We start from the raw sequence: 16,627 nt of genomic DNA on the forward strand, positions 1-16,627 counted from the left end.
TTAGAATTTTATAGCTTATTATTTACAAAATCGTAATAAAAAGCAATGATAAATATTCCCAATATGAAACTTATATCTCTATAAAAAAAGAAGTAGCTATCATGCTACTCCTTTTTGCTTTGTTTCTCATATTGTTCAAACGTATGAATTCTTTCAAAAATTGGTGGGTGCGTGTATAAGAAAAATTTTACTAACGCAGGCGGATTTACTTGGCTTAAACTTGTTTTTGATAAATATTGAAAAGTTTTCACACCAGATTTCCCATCCTTCGTCATATTTAAAGCATATTGATCTGCCGCTCTTTCTTCTATACGTGAAACGTAGTTTGTTGCTGGTTGTGCTGCAAAAGAGAGGACAGAAGAAATTAAGAAAAATAAAGGTAAAATGGAGAAACATGCTACTTTTGAAATTTGCAATGTATCTCCCCATTTGCGAATACACATATTTATAATACGACTAATTAAAAACATACCTATAAACGATAGCAATACATAACTTGCAACGCCAAAATATATATGTTTCATAACATAATGCCCCATTTCATGGGCCATTATAAATAAAATCTCTTTATCTTTTAACTGCTTAAGTGTTGTATCCCACATTACAATACGGGCGTTAGGGCCAATTCCTGTTACGTAAGCATTTAATGCATTCGTTTTTTCTGACATATTTACTTCATATACGTGTTTAGCAGGAATGTCCGCTTTGTCTGCTATCGCTAAAATTTTCGTTTCTAATTCTTTATTTTTCAGCGTCGAGAAGTCGTTATACAGTGGATCAATAACGACAGGCTGTATGAATGTTAAAAAGATTGTAAATGGAACAGAGAGCGCCCATCCTGCGAGCCACCATCTCTTCGGAAATTTACGGATAAGCCATAATAGAACGGTAACTACGATTAACATAGTCGCATAACTTTCCCAAAAACCGATAACATGATCTTTTATCCAGCTTTGTGTACTTTGTGTTGAAATGCCGTAATCAACGGACACTTTCCGGCCAATCCATTGCATCGGTAAGGCAAGCACTGTTGTCAATAATGATAAATAAAAGAAATAAATCGCAACTTGCAAAACACTTATTTTAGTCGTTTCCTTCGACCATTTCTCAAACTTTCTTGAAATACCTAGCACAAGTACAAATAATAAAATAATCCATTCAAGAGGCGTCGCTAAAAAGTATAGTAAATTTTTCACGCGCGAATAATCTTGGCTTAGCGTAAGCTCTCTCGTACTCATAAACGTTTCTGGATCTGCACTCGTTCCCTTATACATGTCCGGAATAAGTTCATGATTCCATCCAAATAAATACCAATATATAAGTAACGCAAATCCAACGTACAAAAAAAGCGACCAACCGATAACCTTCTTCACGCTATTCCCTCCTCTATGCTGCCTGTCTATTATTATTGTAAGTTCGTACACGCTAAATTAGAACAAGCTTATTATGTGAATTGCTCTGGATCTTTTTATTTACATAAAAAAACTCTTCTACATAAGAAGAGTTTTACCTATCTTTAAACACTTTCTTCGGTTCACAATCCGTACACTTACAAACCAACACGTACCCTACTTGCTTTTTAGATAAAATAAAAAGCCTCTTTAAGGAAGTACATCTATTAATAAACTAAAATCTTGTAAAGAGAAAGAACTATATTTCATAATACCCTGTACAGCTAAAAGTAAAACAAGACCGATCACACACATATAGTTAACGCTTTCTTCATTCTTTTTTTCAGTAACCACTCCACCACTTATACATAAAATCCCTAGCAAATGGAGCGCTAAATACATGAAAAAATAAGCTTCCTCCCAGCGCAAAATAACATTCACTGTCGTTATTAACACTAGACTAAGTAAAATCAAATAAAAAAACTTATTTGATGATATCGTTTCATTCATATAATTTTATACATCCCTTTCAAATTTCGAATTAATGATGTTTCAAAGCTATAAAGTAAATGATTGTTTTTATACCATAAAACAAAAGGAAAGCCACCATTACTTTCTCGAATACTTTATGAATCCACATATACTTCTCTTCATTCTTTTTGAAGATGCGCTTCATCATTTCTTCTACAATTAGACCAAATATTAGTAAAACCCCGAACACAATAAGAAGAGAAATAATATTTTCTTTTAAATGAGTACTAGAAAATAAGTAATACTCTGGAAACACAATCGTATCTACTACAGGTTGAAGCCAATGACAAACGCTTTTATCACACATATCTGTAATAGACGTAGAATCTATAATGTCTTTTAATATTTTTTCACCCGTCTTCTTCATCTTATTTACTCCCGACTACATCTGAAAAGCTCTTTTCCTGCTCTGCATATATAACCGGCACTTCTTTACTCCAATATTTGCGATTAACAAATAAAAAGATAAGTACTAAGTTTAATCCTGTTATAAAAATAATAAGTCCAGGAAAGAATGTCGTATAATTTGAGAAATCGGCAAAACTAATAATTTTTTCTCTACTTATTAGAAAAGACGCACCTATTACAAATGCATTGTTTAACATATGTATTGCAATTGGCATGAGTAAACTTTTCGTACGAATATATACGATTGACAATACGATGCTGAATATGGCTGCACCGAGGAAATCAACATGTAACAACGCAAACAATATTGCTACAACGATGGTCGCTATGCTCGTTCCCCATTTTGTTGCAAAACGTTGAAGTAAAAATCCGCGAAAAACAAATTCCCCGATAATTGGTGCGATGAATACGACCCTAATGACTTGAGATACATATCCCCCAGTACTATCTACAATTGGTTCATGCAGGGCGTTCATAATAAAGTCCGGTGTAATCCATGCAAAACTATACATATACAAAATAAGATACCCGTAACTAAACATGCATAACATAACCGTAATGTATAAAACTTGTACCAAGTTAAATGTTTCATTTTTATTAACAAATAATGAAAATGAAATGTGGTGCTTTCTATACTCATAAGAAATCCATACCATCGGAAGGATATAGAATATAAGGATATTTATAAAAGAAGAATTTTGTATATGAAATATACTTGTTAGCAAATCGCCACTACTTCTCGCTATTAAAATTAATAGTGCAAATACAATTAAAAAATATCTAGCTCGCATCACTTGAAACGGGTTCACACTCATCTCCTCCCCTATGTTACTTTTATCATATCATTTGATTCTTAATTTTTTGCGAAAGAAAACCTTAAAATTCCCTTAAAAATTCCATAAGTTACAAAATGATGATATGATATTCGAGAAAATTAGGAGGGATGTTTATGTACCAAGCAAATATTTTACTCGTTGATGATGAAACAGCAATTTTACAATTACTAACTACCATTCTTGAAAAAGAAGGCTTTTCTCATATTACAACTGCAACATCAGCTGAAATGGCTTTATCTCTAACTAAGCAAAACAATTACGATTTAATTATTTTAGATGTAATGCTTCCTGGACAATCTGGTTTTGATATTTGTCCAATCATTCGCCAACAAACAGATTGTCCAATTTTCTTCCTATCAGCAAAAGCATCTGATTTAGATAAAATATCCGGATTTTCATACGGTGCAGATGATTATATTACGAAACCATTTAATCCATTAGAAGTAGTAGCACGTATGAAAGCACAGCTTCGGAGACATATGAAACAAACCGTACCACACGAACAAAAACCACACTCAATTTCATTTGGAAGATTTGAAATTGATCAGCACTCTGCAGAACTAACAGTAGATGGGCACATTGTCGAATGTTCTGCTCAACTCTTTCAACTACTACTCTTCTTTTGCGAGAATCCGAACTACGTATTTTCGAAAGAGGAAATATATGAAAAAGTTTGGGGAGCACCTGCCTATAATGGCGATGACAACACTGTTATGGTCCACATTCGAAAACTACGTGAAAAAATTGAACACGATCCAAGTAAACCAGAATATATAAAAACCGTTCGCGGGCTTGGTTATAAGTTCGTTACAAAGTAGGGTGACGATATGAATTTTAATAAACGACTTATTATTCAATTTATCATGCAACACGTTTTTGTTTTAGTTACATTACTTATCGCTGTAGTTGCTGCTTTTACTTATTTAATTTTTCTTCTTACTAGTACTTTATACGAACCTAACATTCCGGATTCTGATAGTTTTACAATTTCAAGATACATCTCTTCAGAAGATGGGCATATTTCGTTACAATCTGAAGTGCAAGATTTAATAAAGGAGAAAAATGATTGGCTCCAAGTTGTAGATGAAAACGGAAAAATCCTCTACCACTTTAATACACCAAATGATGTTCCGGATGCTTATACGAAGACATCTTTAGTCGCATATATACAGCATCATATCGAAAGCAATTATAAATTTACATATTGGGAAATTGAATTAGAAGAAAAGAAAGCACTTGTTATTTATGGTGGTATGTTAAAAAGCAATGCGTTACTGACAGCAATTCAAAAGGAGCATTCCTCTTTAACGATGGATTCGTTCGCATTAACAGATCAAGAAAAACAGTTACTGTCTAAAGAAAAAGCAACACTTCAAATATTTAATCAAAATGGCGAAGAGGTTTTTTCCTATCCAACTGGAAAGAAAAAAACATTTTCAGCAATACAAATTGCCCTTAATGAAAAAGAACCGTGGAATCATAAAGAAAACACGTCTAGCTTTTACGATGCAAATAGTGGCAACCTTCTCGTTGTAACTGCAAAAAATGAGCACTACTATCCAGATGACGAAATTGAAGATGTATTTACTAAGAAGTTTCTCATCGGATGCGGATTAATCCTTCTTATCGTATTTGTTTATTTAGTCATTCTTTCTATTTGGTACGGTAATAAATTCGGGAAACCGTTATTACATGCGATGCGCTGGCTTAAAAATATCGCTGGTGGAAAATATGAAGAACCTATTAGTAAAAAAGGAAAACCCGTCAGGTTCCGGCGATCTGGTAAAGAAAAATGGTCATTCCGTTTGTTTAGAGATGTAACAAGTTCACTAGAACACCTTTCTATTACACTCAAAAAAAATGATGCGATGAGGCAAGTCCTCCAGCAAACACGAGAAGAATGGATTACCGGTCTAACACACGACTTAAAAACACCACTTAGCTCTATATATGGCTACGCATTATTACTCGAATCGAATCAATATAACTGGACTGATCGTGATATTCAGCAATTTGGTAGTGTTATGAAAGAGAAATCTCAATATATGACGACATTAATTGATGATTTAAGCTTAACGTATCAATTAAAAAATAACAGCCTTCCTGCCCAACACGTAAACGTTGAAATCAATCAGTTCGTCCAAAAAGTATTATTGCAATTTATTAACAATCCAACACTTCAAAATCAAAATATTGAATTCGTACCGAGCTCAAATAAAATTCAATATTTCATTGAAGAAAAATGGTTCCAGCGTATTATCGAAAACTTACTAGTAAATGCTGTAAAACATAATAACGAAACAACTACTGTCATCGTAAAATTATCACAAAACGCTAATTCCTTTACACTCTCCATTTCAGATGATGGAAAAGGAATGGATGAAAAAACGAAAGAACTTCTATTTGAACGATATTACCGCGGAACAAACACAGAAGAAAGCAACATCGGAACTGGACTTGGCCTAGCCATTACAAAACAGCTCGTTCATGCTCATAACGGGACAATTTCCGTTGATAGTGCACTCGGAAAAGGAACGACGATTATTCTTGTGTTTCCGTTTCGTTCGTAGGAAAGACGCTATGTGGCGTCTTTTTTTCTTTTCTGAGAGAGTTTTGCGGTAATTGAAATTATGCAGATCGTTTTTTGGGGGTGTTTTAGCGGTATATGAAATTATATCGGCGATTTTTTGAATATATCGGCGCAACTCGAATTATATCAGCGATTTTTTGAATATATCAGCGCAACTCGAATTATATCAGCGATTTTCTAGATATATCGACTTACCGACAAAAACCGACAATACTAACCTACTTCCTCTACTACTATACAAAGTAAAAATAACCCTTCATAACTCACTATGAAAGGTCACTCCATATTTCAGCTATTTCCCTACTAACACAAACACATTCTCATCAGGTGCTTCCATTACTGCAACATGTCCTGATTCTGTTGGAAATGGTTCGCGAATCCACTTTACATCTTTATTATCTTTTAAACTCTCATACGTTTGTTGTACATCTTCTACTAATACTTCGACTTCCGTAAAATTAATATCCGGATGATTGCTTATTACTAACTCCGAACTTTTCTCATCTGGAAATTTCAATCCTATTAACGTCCAAATAGCTCCTTCTTCTAGTTCTCTTTCTATCATCCAGTTTTGCTTCATTCCCATTTCTTTATAGAAAGAAACTGATCTTTCTATATCTTTCGTATGTATAGATACACATTCTAGTTTTTTGAACATTTTCCCATTTCTCCTTTTATGAAAAAGCGAACCATCTCCCAATGATTCGCTCTTACCCTATTATTTTTTCTTCACCGGTATCCAAAGCTCTACTTGTGCAAACTCACTCTTATCTTCGTGGCAACGCTCATCGTACAGTTCAAACTCTGTAACTCCGCAATGTTCATACCCTGAATGCGGGAACCATTCTGAGAATACTGCATTCCACGTTTGGTGAATAGACGATACCATTTCTTTATGAGGAACTTTCGGCGTTGTAAATACTGCATATGTTGCTGCAGGGAAAGTACGCTTTGCAATTTCATTTGGTACATTTTCAAAGTCTGTAACTTCCATTCCAATAATATAAGTGAAGTCCCCTGTTTCTAAATTAAAATCAGTACATAATCCAAGCTCTACCCATTGGCTCGTATCTTTACGATTCGGAATCGTTGTTCCAAGATCTTTTTGTAAATATTCTTGCCAAAATGCTGGGATGTCTTGATGGTTCTTCCCCTCTTTACTTGTCGTCTTCAGTTCATAACCTGCCATTAAAAATTCTGGTTTATTTACAATACGATATTCCATTTGTATGCCTCCTAAATACCGATTTAATTTTCTTTGCTTTACATTCACGCTGTAATACATCGGTGTTTCAATTTCTTGTTTTCGATATTCACTCGGTGTCATTTGAAATAATTTCTTAAAGGCTCTCGTGAACGTTTCGTGAGATTGAAAGCCATGCTCAAATGCGATATCAATAACTTTTTCATCCGTATGAGAAAGTTGATAAGCTGCCCGGGCTAACCTCCGCTTTCGAACATACTCCATTACTGTATCACCTACTAATGCCTGAAATACACGATGAAAATGCGACTCAGAAAAACCTGCAATACGTGCTAAATTACGCAGCGTCTGTTTTTCCATTACATCTTCCTCAATATAATCAATTGACCTTTGAATTTGTGTTTCATAGCTTTCCATCTCTGTTCACCCGCCTTATATGTATTATGATAAAAGAGAATCCTATCCAATTCTTGACGTTTTTTACTATAATTCCATAAAAAATTGTAACTTTTTTATATGTATTTCGTTGTTATGTATGAAGGGAGGGAGGGAAATGTAGTGAAACGCAAACAATCATTAGAAGACATTTACTCCGAGCATATGCAAGATTTATTTCGCTATCTTCTCTCCCTAACCGGAGATTCCCACTATGCGGAAGATCTCATGCAAGAAACCTTTTACCGAATGCTCGTCCATATTGACTATTATAAAGGAGAAGAAATTAGGCCGTGGTTATTTACAATTGCCTACAATGCCTTTATCGATTGGTATCGTAAAGAAAAGAAATATAAAACAACAGAAGTTGCAGAATTCCATTTACCAAACGTTCCAAGTACAGAACATGAATATTTCGTAAAATTTGAGATTGCTAGTTGGTTAGAAAGTTTATCTTCTCTTCCGCTCGAACGACGAAATGCCCTGCTACTACGAGATTACTATGGATTCTCCTATAAGGAAATAGCAGAAATGACTGGTCTCTCATTAGCGAAAGTGAAAATTGAATTACACAGGGGACGAAAAGAAATAAAAAGCATAAAGGAGTGATACAGATGGGCTGTGCAGAATTTAAAAAACTATGGAAGAAGTATGAAAATGGAACGCTCACGCATGATGAACAAGAACTGTTAGAAAGTCATATTGAGTCATGTGAAGAGTGTGAAGCTTACTTAGATGAGCTGTTAACAAAAACAGAACCAATTAAGAAAAAGTTACCTCCAAAAGATCTTAAAATTCCTTTTTGGAGAATTAAGTGGAAACATCGTTTACAAACGTTTGGTTTTATATTATCAATTTGCATCGTTATCTATATAATCGGCGGGGTATTATCAGCCTTTTATTTTCAAGCTAATAATGATAAAAGGCTAAAAGAAATTAGAGAGGTTCCTTCGCTGGCACTTGAAGCAACTATCCCAAATAGCCGCGTTATGGGAGGCGGAACAAGTGTAGAAGCTTTTTTCCGTACGAATAGCCAATTTGATTTAGTAAGAACCGTCGGTAAAAAAGAAATGCCACTTGGTACAATAGAAACAAAAAGCTTCTTATCATCTGTAGATATCACGAAGCAAACTTGGATGAATCCGTTCTATCAACCAAAACTCTTCTTTGTTCATCCCAAAACAGAGCAGGGTGATTATTTAAAGGATTCATCAAAAAAAGTATGGGATACACTTGCAAAAGTACATGATGGAACCGTTGCAGAAGTAGCAATTTCTTTTGATAAAGCTTACACTTTAAAAGAATTAGAACCGCTTTTATATAGCATATTCGAGGCACAAGAACTCCCTCCAACTCCTGTATGGTACGCTTTAGATACAGGACAAGAAAGAAAAAATGTAGATGACTATATCCTACATGGCGGAGAAGCTATAGGGTTTCCAGAACATGTAAGATTCCTCGATAATGAAACTGACGGGCAGAAAACGCAAGAAGACAAAGTAACCGAAATGATGCGCGTTCTTTCTATCCATAAAAAAACGGTAAGCAAAATAGCAGCGCTTTCTGAGAAAGAACTAAACTTAGATAAACGTTATCAATATGTAAAGGATAACGGTGTAAAAGTATACGGAATTGTTATTACTGGCCCATCGAAAGAGTTATTAAAATTACAAAACTCCCCGCACGTACGTTATGCGACTCTTGGAGATATTGAGATTTGGAATTGGTTTGATAATTAATAAAAAAGAAGTAGCGCTCTAAAAAAGATGCGCTACTTCTTTTTTATTCCGAAATCAATTTCACATACATCCCTCTCACCGCTTTTTCATAAGCAATATCACTCATCTGTCTTATGTTTTCTGACACAACAGACGACTGAACGATTTTTCCTTCACGAAGTAACGGCGGATCAATAAGACGCACTTTATTTTTCTGATGTAAATCATAATCGTTTCTATCTTCTTTTACTTTTACATTTCGATGAACTTTGCTTAATAAAGCTTCTACTTCGGGGTCATTACATTGTTGCAATTTCGAAATAAGCTCCTCATCTTCAAGAAGAAAATCATCTGCATGAATAATCCTTTTATGAAGAGCTACCTTTAACGTTTTCGCTAACATATCATTTCCGTAAATATTCATTGGTTCCATAAAGAAATCGATTACTTCCTTGTAATACGTTTCTGTAAACCATTCTGCCATTTCGACACTTTGAACAACCATTTTCCCATCTACAGCGATGACATCTTCTAAAAAACTGTGAACTTCTTCTAAAGAAACATACCCATATGTATACATATCTCGTAATGTATAATCCACTCTGTCTGCGCATAATTCTGGTGCTGACCTTTCGAGTAACGTCCATTTCGAATCATCTAACAAAATATCTTCATAGTTATAACCATACTTCGCAAGAATCGCTGGAATTTCTGAGTTTTTCACAACAGAACTAAATATCTCTTCATGATAACTTTCATCTTCATTATCAAAAACGTAATCAATCACATGGGAAAAAGCAGTATGCGATACGTCATGCAGTAAACTAGCAATCTGTTCTTCTACTGAACCACCTAATTTTTTAACTAATAACATAACACCAACTGAATGATCAAAGCGCGTTACATTCCATTTCTCGTTCATTAAGTAACTTGCGCCATTTTGATGAATACCTTTTAGCCTTTGCATAGACTTACTTGAAATTAATTCTTCTACTACTTGATCCACTTCAAATTCTCCGTATAGTACATCTGATATGATCACTTACAATCCCCCTTTATTTTAATCGAGTCTTATAATCTTATCTCTTTTATGAAATTAGCACCAACATAAATATTTATTGTTATTTGTTTTTATTAAAAAAAATAGAGAGCCATCAGCTCTCTATTTCATAACCCCTATTCAAATGTAACTTCTACCTGCACAATCTCCGACCTACTACCAAGTCTAAGCGGTGGTCCCCAAAACCCAAATCCAGAAGAAACAATTGCGTGGAACGCGCCTTTTTGTGCGTATCCCCAGTCTAGCTCGTACATTCTTCTCGTTACAATATGATTGGGCGCCATTTGTCCGCGGTGCGTATGACCGGATAATAATAAATCTACACCTGCCGCTGCTGCTTGTTTCAACTCAAATGGCTGGTGATCCATTGCGATAACAGGCATCGATTTATCTACCGTACTCATTAATTGTTCAAAGCTTTGACGATCTCGCTCTGTTTTATCTCTTCTTCCAACGAGATAAAAGTCATCTTCAATTGTAATTACTTCATCTAAAAGAATACGAATATCAATCTTATCCATCTCTTGTAAAAACTCTGGAACCGCTCTACCATAGTATTCATGGTTCCCTAAAACACCATATACGCCTAATGGTGCTTTCATTTGTTTCATGATTGGTCCCATATTCTTTTGAATGAACACACCTGGATGATCATCGATAATATCACCTGGCAGTAAAATAATATCAGGTTCCATCTCATTTACATGACGAACAAGCCTTTTTAAATGCGAAACGCCAGACAGTTTACCGAAATGCATATCAGAAGCCATCGCAATGCGTAAACTTTTACGTCCCTCTACTTTTTTCGGTATGTGCACCTCGTACTTTCTAACTACTGGGCTATATGCGTTGAATACTCCGTATGCAAAAATAAAGATAAACGCAAGTAACACGGCCGTTCCTGTCCAAATAATTGCCGCTTCTTTCTCTACTGAAAACTGTAAAAGAAAGACCATAATATTAGCTACTGGCAACAGCATAAGCGCATATTGTATAACCGCAAACCAAATCGAACCTATCGTTCGCAGAAATGGCAAAAACTTAAACACTTGCACGAGAATGTACGCATATGAAATAAATGCAACTATAAAAGCATAATATCCCCAAGATTCCCAGCCAAATACCGCATGAAGCCAAACCCATCCGTTCCAGCCGATGTAAAACATAAGTAGTGTGTATATAATTAATATGGTAAATATATTGAGATAACGAAGATTCTTCACAGCCAGCCTCCTTATTGATTTCTTTTATTATAACTTGTTATGCACTTATAACGTAAATATTAAGCACTTCAATCTTCAGAATAAGAACATTGATAAACATATTGTCTTAAAATTTTTAAGAACGGCTGTAATGGACATTTTTGAGTCTTAAGTGTTGGATGAAATTCTATTATCTTTATCCTTCAAAACTCATCTATGCAATTATGCATAACCATCCATTCCGTTTTATTTTCATGTTACGATATAAATGTAATACGACATATATCGACAAAGATAAAAGGAAGTGATTGTATGAAACGTTCTAAAACATACTTAAAATGTTTAGCATTATCCGCTGTTTTTGCTAGTAGCGCTGTAACTCTTTCAACACCTGCTGCTTATGCTCAAACAACATCGCAAGTTGTAACAGATATCGGACAAAACGCAAAAACACATACGAGCTATAATACATTTAATAATGATCAAGCTGATAATATGACAATGTCTTTAAAGGTAACTTTTATCGATGACCCAAGCGCTGATAAACAGATTGCCGTTATTAATACAACTGGTAGTTTTCTAAAAGCAAATCCTACTATAAGTGATGCACCTATTGATAACTACCCAATCCCTGGCGCTAGTGCAACATTACGTTATCCTTCACAATATGATGTTGCATTTAACCTTCAAGATAACAGCGCTCGTTTCTTTAACGTAGCACCTACAAATGCTGTAGAAGAAACGACTGTAACATCTAGCGTATCTTATCAACTTGGTGGCTCTGTTAAAGCTTCTGTAACGCCTAATGGCCCTAGCGGTGAAGCTGGTGCAACTGGTCAAGTCACTTGGTCTGACTCTGTAAGCTATAAACAAACTAGTTATAAAACAAATTTAATTGACCAAACAAACAAAAACGTAAAGTGGAACGTATTCTTTAACGGATATAACAATCAAAACTGGGGTATTTACACACGTGACTCCTATCATTCTTTATATGGAAACCAACTTTTCATGTACTCTCGCACATACCTATATGAATCTGATGCAAAAGGTAATTTAATACCGATGGATCAACTTCCAGCGCTAACAAATAGCGGTTTCTCTCCTGGTATGATCGCTGTTGTTATCTCTGAAAAAAATACAGATCAATCTAACTTACAAGTCGCTTATACAAAACACGCCGACGATTACCAACTTCGTCCAGGCTACACATTCGGAACTGCAAACTGGGTTGGAAACAACGTAAAAGACGTTGATCAAAAAACATTTAATAAATTGTTCACACTAGATTGGAAGAATAAGAAATTAGTAGAGAAAAAATAAAGAAAACCGAACCTCCATTTAGATGGTGGTTCGGTTTTTATTTAAATTACAAAATCCTCCGGAATAAACACTTTCACTTCTTTCGGCTGTACGTATACGAAATCACCCGCTTGAATGTTCAGCTGTTTGAACTGTTCTTTCGTAATTTCTGCTTCTAAATATTCATCTGTTCCGTCTCGTTTTAATTCTACATATACGACAGGTCCGACTGCGTGAGAATAAGATACTTTTGCCGGGATTGCATCTATGCTTTTTTTCGTACGAGAGATTGATAAGTCATGCGGCCTTACGTAGGCTATTCCGTCTACGTTGGAAACGTGCTTATGCTCTGGTGCTTCTAGTTCGACCGATCCTACATTTAGCTTTCCTTTATGAACGCGGCCGTGAAATAAATTTACATTTCCTAAAAAATCGTAAACGAACGGGCTTGCTGGGTTTTCATATACTTCTTCCGGTGTTCCCATTTGTTCAATGCGACCTTCATTCATTACAACAATACGGTCTGCAACGTCTAACGCTTCTTCTTGGTCATGCGTTACGAATACGCTCGTAATTTGAAATTCGTCATGTAATTTTCGGAGCCATCTTCGTAATTCTTTTCTCACCTTTGCATCGAGTGCACCGAACGGTTCATCAAGTAATAAAATTTTCGGTTCGACTGCAAGTGCCCGGGCTAGTGCAATACGTTGACGTTGTCCACCAGATAATTGCACTGGATAACGTTTAGCAAAGCCATCCATTTTTACGAGCTTTAATAATTCTGTTACCTTTTCTTCTATCGCTTCTGCTGACGGTCTTAAGCTTTTCTTTCTTACTTTTAAACCGAAAGCGACATTCTCAAATACATTCATATGCTTAAAGAGCGCATAGTGCTGAAAGACGAAACCGACTTGCCTGTTTTTCACGTGAATGTCTGTTAAATCTTCTCCATCAAATGAAACAGAGCCTCCATCCGCTTCTTCTAATCCTGCAATAATGCGTAATAACGTCGTTTTCCCAGAACCTGACGGGCCTAATAAGGCAACAAGTTCACCTTTTGGAATATCCAAATGAATGTCTGTTAGTGCTTGAAATGTACCATATTGCTTTGATACACCTTGAATTTGAATACTCACCGTAATCCCCCTTATTGTCGTTTTTCCATTCGCCATTCAATCCAGTTTTTTATAACGAGTGTAAACACTGCAATTAATGACATTAACGTCGCTACTGCAAATGCTGCTGAAAATTGATATTCATTGTACAAAATTTCAATATGGAGCGGCATCGTGTTCGTAATGCCACGCACGTGACCTGATACGACAGAAACGGCTCCAAACTCACCGATAGCACGGGCATTACATAGAATCATGCCGTATAAAAGACCCCATTTTATATTTGGAAGCGTAACGCGCCAAAACATTTTCCAGCCACTTGCGCCAAGTGATAAAGCTGCCTCTTCTTCACTTTTCCCTTGCGCCTGCATAACCGGAATTAATTCACGTGCAACGAACGGGAAGGTTACAAAGATTGTTGCGATAATAATGCCTGGTACAGAGAAAATGAGTTTCACTCCATGTTCAAGTAACCATTCGCCAAGAGCACCCCTCGGTGTGAAAAGTAAGACGAATACTAATCCTGCGATAACTGGTGACACAGCAAACGGCAGTTCAATAAGAGAGAGTAATACTTGTTTTCCTTTAAACTGAAACTTTGTAATAAGCCATGCCGCTGCGATTCCGAATACCGTATTCAGCGGTACAACGATTAACGTAACGAGAAGCGTTAACCTAATTGCTGAAAATGCTTCTTGATCTGTAATAGCGGCAATGTATACATCCATCCCTCTTTCAAAGGCTTTTAGAAAAATAGTTATGAGTGGCAGTAATAGAAAGAGAGATAAAAATAAAACTGTAATCGTAATTAATATGCCTGGTACAAGCTTAGATTCTTTTTTAGCTGATACGCTTTTTACTATTTTCTTTTCTAATAATGTTGGTTCCATTTTCTCTCCTCCTATTCACTTTTTAGTTCATGCCTTCTACTCCAGCTTTGAATCATATTAATAAGAAGAAGGAAAAGGAGGGAAATAATAAGCATCACGGTCGCTACAGCTGTTGCCCCCGCGTAATCATATTGTTCTAGTTTCGTCATAATCATCAGTGGTGCAATTTCTGTTTTCATCGGCATATTACCTGCGATGAAAACGACAGATCCGTATTCTCCTAATGCTCTTGCAAATGCGAGTGAAAAACCGGCAAGAAGAGCGGGAAAGATTTCTGGTAAAATGATTTTCACAAATATTTGCAAGCGGGATGCACCTAAACTCGAAGCCGCCTCTTCTACTTCTTTATCAATATTTTGCAGCACTGGTTGCACCATTCGAACGACAAATGGTAAACCGATAAAAGTAAGCGCAACGATAATTCCGAGTGGTGTAAAAGCTACTTTTATATGAAACAGACTAAATATTTTCCCAATCCATCCATTTTCCGCATAAAGCGTTGTAAGTGTAATACCAGCTACAGCTGTCGGAAGTGCAAACGGTAAATCAATGAGTCCATCTAATAGTCGTTTCCCTGGAAACTTGTAGCGTACGAGCACCCAAGCTATTAATAAACCGAAAATGGCATTTACAATAGCAGCTGCAAATGAAGTTGTAAAACTAACTTGATAGGAATGCAACACACGCTCGTTCGTTATAACCCCAGCGAACTTCTTCCAACCTAACTGTGAAGTTTGAATAAATACGATAGAAAGTGGTATAAGTACGAATAAGCTCATGTACAACATTGTAAATCCAAGCGATAATCCAAACCCTGGTAAAACACGCTTCTTCCTCATCCTCTTTCACCTCATCCCCCTTTAGCAGTACGCATTATTTTTGATAAATTTTATCGAATACGCCGCCGTCATTAAAGTGTTTTTCTTGTGCTTTTTTCCAGCCACCAAATAGTTCATCTACTGTAAATAATTGAACTTTCGGAAATTGAGATGCATATTTTTCTGCTACTTTTTCATTACGTGGACGATAAAAGTTTTTTGCCGCAATTTCCTGTCCTTTTTCTGAGTACAAATATTCAAGATACCCTTCTGCTACTTTTTTCGTTCCTTTTTTATCAACGACTTTATCTACAACCGCTACTGGTGGTTCTGCAAGTACACTAATAGAAGGGGTTACAATTTCAAATTTATCTTTTCCAAGCTCTTTTTGGGATAATAACGCTTCATTTTCCCATGCGATTAATACGTCACCAATTCCTTTTTCAACAAATGTTGTCGTTGCTCCGCGCGCTCCTGAATCTAATACTTCTACGTTTTTATAAATTTGGCTAACAAACTCTTTCGCCTTATCTTCACTATTATTATATTTTTTCAGTGCGTATCCCCACGCCGCTAAATAGTTCCAACGTGCCCCGCCTGATGTTTTTGGGTTTGGTGTAATGACAGACACACCTTTTTTCGTTAAATCATCCCAGTCTTTAATACCTTTCGGGTTTCCTTTTCGAACAAGAAATACAATTGTTGACGTGTATGGAGTGGAATTATTCGCAAGTCGCTTCTGCCAATCTTCTGCTAATTGTTTTTTCTTACTAATCGCATCAATATCATAAGCAAGTGCTAGTGTAACAACGTCTGCTTCTAGGCCATCAATAACAGAGCGCGCTTGACTTCCAGATCCCCCGTGTGATTGTTTTACATTTACTGTTTGCCCATGCTTCTCTTTCCAATACTTCGCAAAATCTTTATTGAAATCTTGATATAACTCCCTCGTTGGATCATAAGAAACATTTAAAAGCTCAACTGTTTTTTTATCTCCACTTCCTTCAGAATTACTAGTGGATGTTGCCGAACCACACCCTGATAAAAGTACAACTGCTGATAATAAAACACCTGTACTTTTCATAAACGCTGTCTTACCCCACTTTTTCATCGTTAAGCCCCCTTAG

Annotated in this window: 17 protein-coding genes and 1 pseudogene; 6 read left to right on the plus strand and 12 right to left on the minus strand. The window is 35.9% G+C overall.

What is annotated here, in order from left to right:
- Window positions 1–104 precede the first annotated feature (104 nt).
- The 4 genes from ACUN13_RS09830 to ACUN13_RS09845 form a co-directional block, all read right to left on the minus strand.
- Window positions 105–1,373 carry a M48 family metallopeptidase gene (locus ACUN13_RS09830; RefSeq protein WP_000755729.1) on the minus strand — a complete coding sequence of 423 codons (1,269 nt, stop codon included), beginning with the start codon at window positions 1,371–1,373 and terminating at the stop codon, window positions 105–107.
- 228 nt (window positions 1,374–1,601) lie between these two features.
- Window positions 1,602–1,901, minus strand: a complete 300-nt coding sequence (locus ACUN13_RS09835; RefSeq protein WP_001006050.1) for a DUF2101 family protein — start codon at window positions 1,899–1,901, stop codon at window positions 1,602–1,604.
- Between the two features lie 31 nt (window positions 1,902–1,932).
- Window positions 1,933–2,289, minus strand: a complete 357-nt coding sequence (locus ACUN13_RS09840; protein ID WP_257115920.1) for a hypothetical protein — start codon at window positions 2,287–2,289, stop codon at window positions 1,933–1,935.
- A 1-nt stretch (window position 2,290) separates the two neighbouring features.
- A complete protein-coding gene (locus ACUN13_RS09845; RefSeq protein ID WP_001067984.1) occupies window positions 2,291–3,139 on the minus strand; it encodes a CPBP family intramembrane glutamic endopeptidase in 849 nt (282 codons plus the stop codon).
- Between the two features lie 140 nt (window positions 3,140–3,279).
- Between ACUN13_RS09845 and ACUN13_RS09850 the strand changes: the two genes are divergently transcribed.
- Together ACUN13_RS09850 and ACUN13_RS09855 are read left to right on the plus strand one after the other, a co-directional pair.
- A complete protein-coding gene (locus ACUN13_RS09850) occupies window positions 3,280–3,984 on the plus strand; it encodes a response regulator transcription factor (RefSeq protein WP_000283870.1) in 705 nt (234 codons plus the stop codon).
- 9 nt (window positions 3,985–3,993) lie between these two features.
- Window positions 3,994–5,736, plus strand: a complete 1,743-nt coding sequence (locus ACUN13_RS09855) for a sensor histidine kinase (protein ID WP_001010440.1) — start codon at window positions 3,994–3,996, stop codon at window positions 5,734–5,736.
- Window positions 5,737–6,048: 312 nt separating this feature from the next.
- Here ACUN13_RS09855 and ACUN13_RS09860 read toward each other — a convergent pair whose 3' ends face one another.
- Window positions 6,049–6,414 carry a VOC family protein gene (locus ACUN13_RS09860; protein ID WP_000473643.1) on the minus strand — a complete coding sequence of 122 codons (366 nt, stop codon included), beginning with the start codon at window positions 6,412–6,414 and terminating at the stop codon, window positions 6,049–6,051.
- Between the two features lie 60 nt (window positions 6,415–6,474).
- Window positions 6,475–7,377, minus strand: a complete 903-nt coding sequence (locus ACUN13_RS09865; RefSeq protein WP_257115918.1) for an AraC family transcriptional regulator — start codon at window positions 7,375–7,377, stop codon at window positions 6,475–6,477.
- Window positions 7,378–7,518: 141 nt separating this feature from the next.
- On the opposite strand from ACUN13_RS09865, the gene ACUN13_RS09870 reads away from it, so the two are divergent.
- Both ACUN13_RS09870 and ACUN13_RS09875 read left to right on the plus strand, forming a co-directional pair.
- Window positions 7,519–8,004 (plus strand): RNA polymerase sigma factor, encoded by a 486-nt coding sequence (locus ACUN13_RS09870; protein ID WP_257115917.1) that lies wholly within the window; start codon window positions 7,519–7,521, stop codon window positions 8,002–8,004.
- A gap of 5 nt (window positions 8,005–8,009) precedes the next feature.
- The gene (locus ACUN13_RS09875) at window positions 8,010–9,134 is read left to right on the plus strand and encodes an anti-sigma factor (RefSeq protein ID WP_025966997.1); all 1,125 of its coding nucleotides are present in this window, start codon (window positions 8,010–8,012) and stop codon (window positions 9,132–9,134) included.
- Between the two features lie 43 nt (window positions 9,135–9,177).
- Here the strand turns inward: ACUN13_RS09875 and ACUN13_RS09880 are convergent, their stop codons facing one another.
- On the minus strand, window positions 9,178–10,155 hold the full coding sequence (locus tag ACUN13_RS09880; protein ID WP_257115916.1) for an HD domain-containing protein: 978 nt from the start codon (window positions 10,153–10,155) through the stop codon (window positions 9,178–9,180).
- A 134-nt stretch (window positions 10,156–10,289) separates the two neighbouring features.
- Window positions 10,290–11,396 (minus strand): metallophosphoesterase, encoded by a 1,107-nt coding sequence (locus ACUN13_RS09885; RefSeq protein ID WP_342761688.1) that lies wholly within the window; start codon window positions 11,394–11,396, stop codon window positions 10,290–10,292.
- A gap of 34 nt (window positions 11,397–11,430) precedes the next feature.
- Between ACUN13_RS09885 and ACUN13_RS09890 the strand changes: the two are divergent.
- Both ACUN13_RS09890 and cytK2 read left to right on the plus strand, forming a co-directional pair.
- Window positions 11,431–11,544: pseudogene (locus ACUN13_RS09890) on the plus strand (TetR family transcriptional regulator); the annotation flags it as partial.
- A 143-nt stretch (window positions 11,545–11,687) separates the two neighbouring features.
- Window positions 11,688–12,698, plus strand: a complete 1,011-nt coding sequence (gene cytK2 / locus ACUN13_RS09895; protein ID WP_000830629.1) for a beta-channel forming cytolysin CytK2 — start codon at window positions 11,688–11,690, stop codon at window positions 12,696–12,698.
- A 41-nt stretch (window positions 12,699–12,739) separates the two neighbouring features.
- On the opposite strand, the gene ACUN13_RS09900 is transcribed toward cytK2, so the two are convergent.
- The 4 genes from ACUN13_RS09900 to ACUN13_RS09915 are packed head-to-tail and all read right to left on the minus strand — an operon-like array spanning window position 12,740 to window position 16,611.
- On the minus strand, window positions 12,740–13,813 hold the full coding sequence (locus tag ACUN13_RS09900) for a sulfate/molybdate ABC transporter ATP-binding protein (RefSeq protein WP_257115915.1): 1,074 nt from the start codon (window positions 13,811–13,813) through the stop codon (window positions 12,740–12,742).
- Between the two features lie 11 nt (window positions 13,814–13,824).
- Complete coding sequence (cysW, locus tag ACUN13_RS09905; RefSeq protein ID WP_000433829.1) at window positions 13,825–14,682, minus strand: sulfate ABC transporter permease subunit CysW; 858 nt, start codon at window positions 14,680–14,682, stop codon at window positions 13,825–13,827.
- A gap of 11 nt (window positions 14,683–14,693) precedes the next feature.
- Window positions 14,694–15,521 (minus strand): sulfate ABC transporter permease subunit CysT, encoded by an 828-nt coding sequence (gene cysT / locus ACUN13_RS09910; RefSeq protein WP_001227879.1) that lies wholly within the window; start codon window positions 15,519–15,521, stop codon window positions 14,694–14,696.
- Between the two features lie 34 nt (window positions 15,522–15,555).
- Complete coding sequence (locus ACUN13_RS09915) at window positions 15,556–16,611, minus strand: sulfate ABC transporter substrate-binding protein (protein WP_000758702.1); 1,056 nt, start codon at window positions 16,609–16,611, stop codon at window positions 15,556–15,558.
- Between the last annotated feature and the right edge of the window lie 16 nt (window positions 16,612–16,627).

The sequence above is a fragment of the Bacillus cereus group sp. Bce041 genome, from assembly GCF_052646455.1.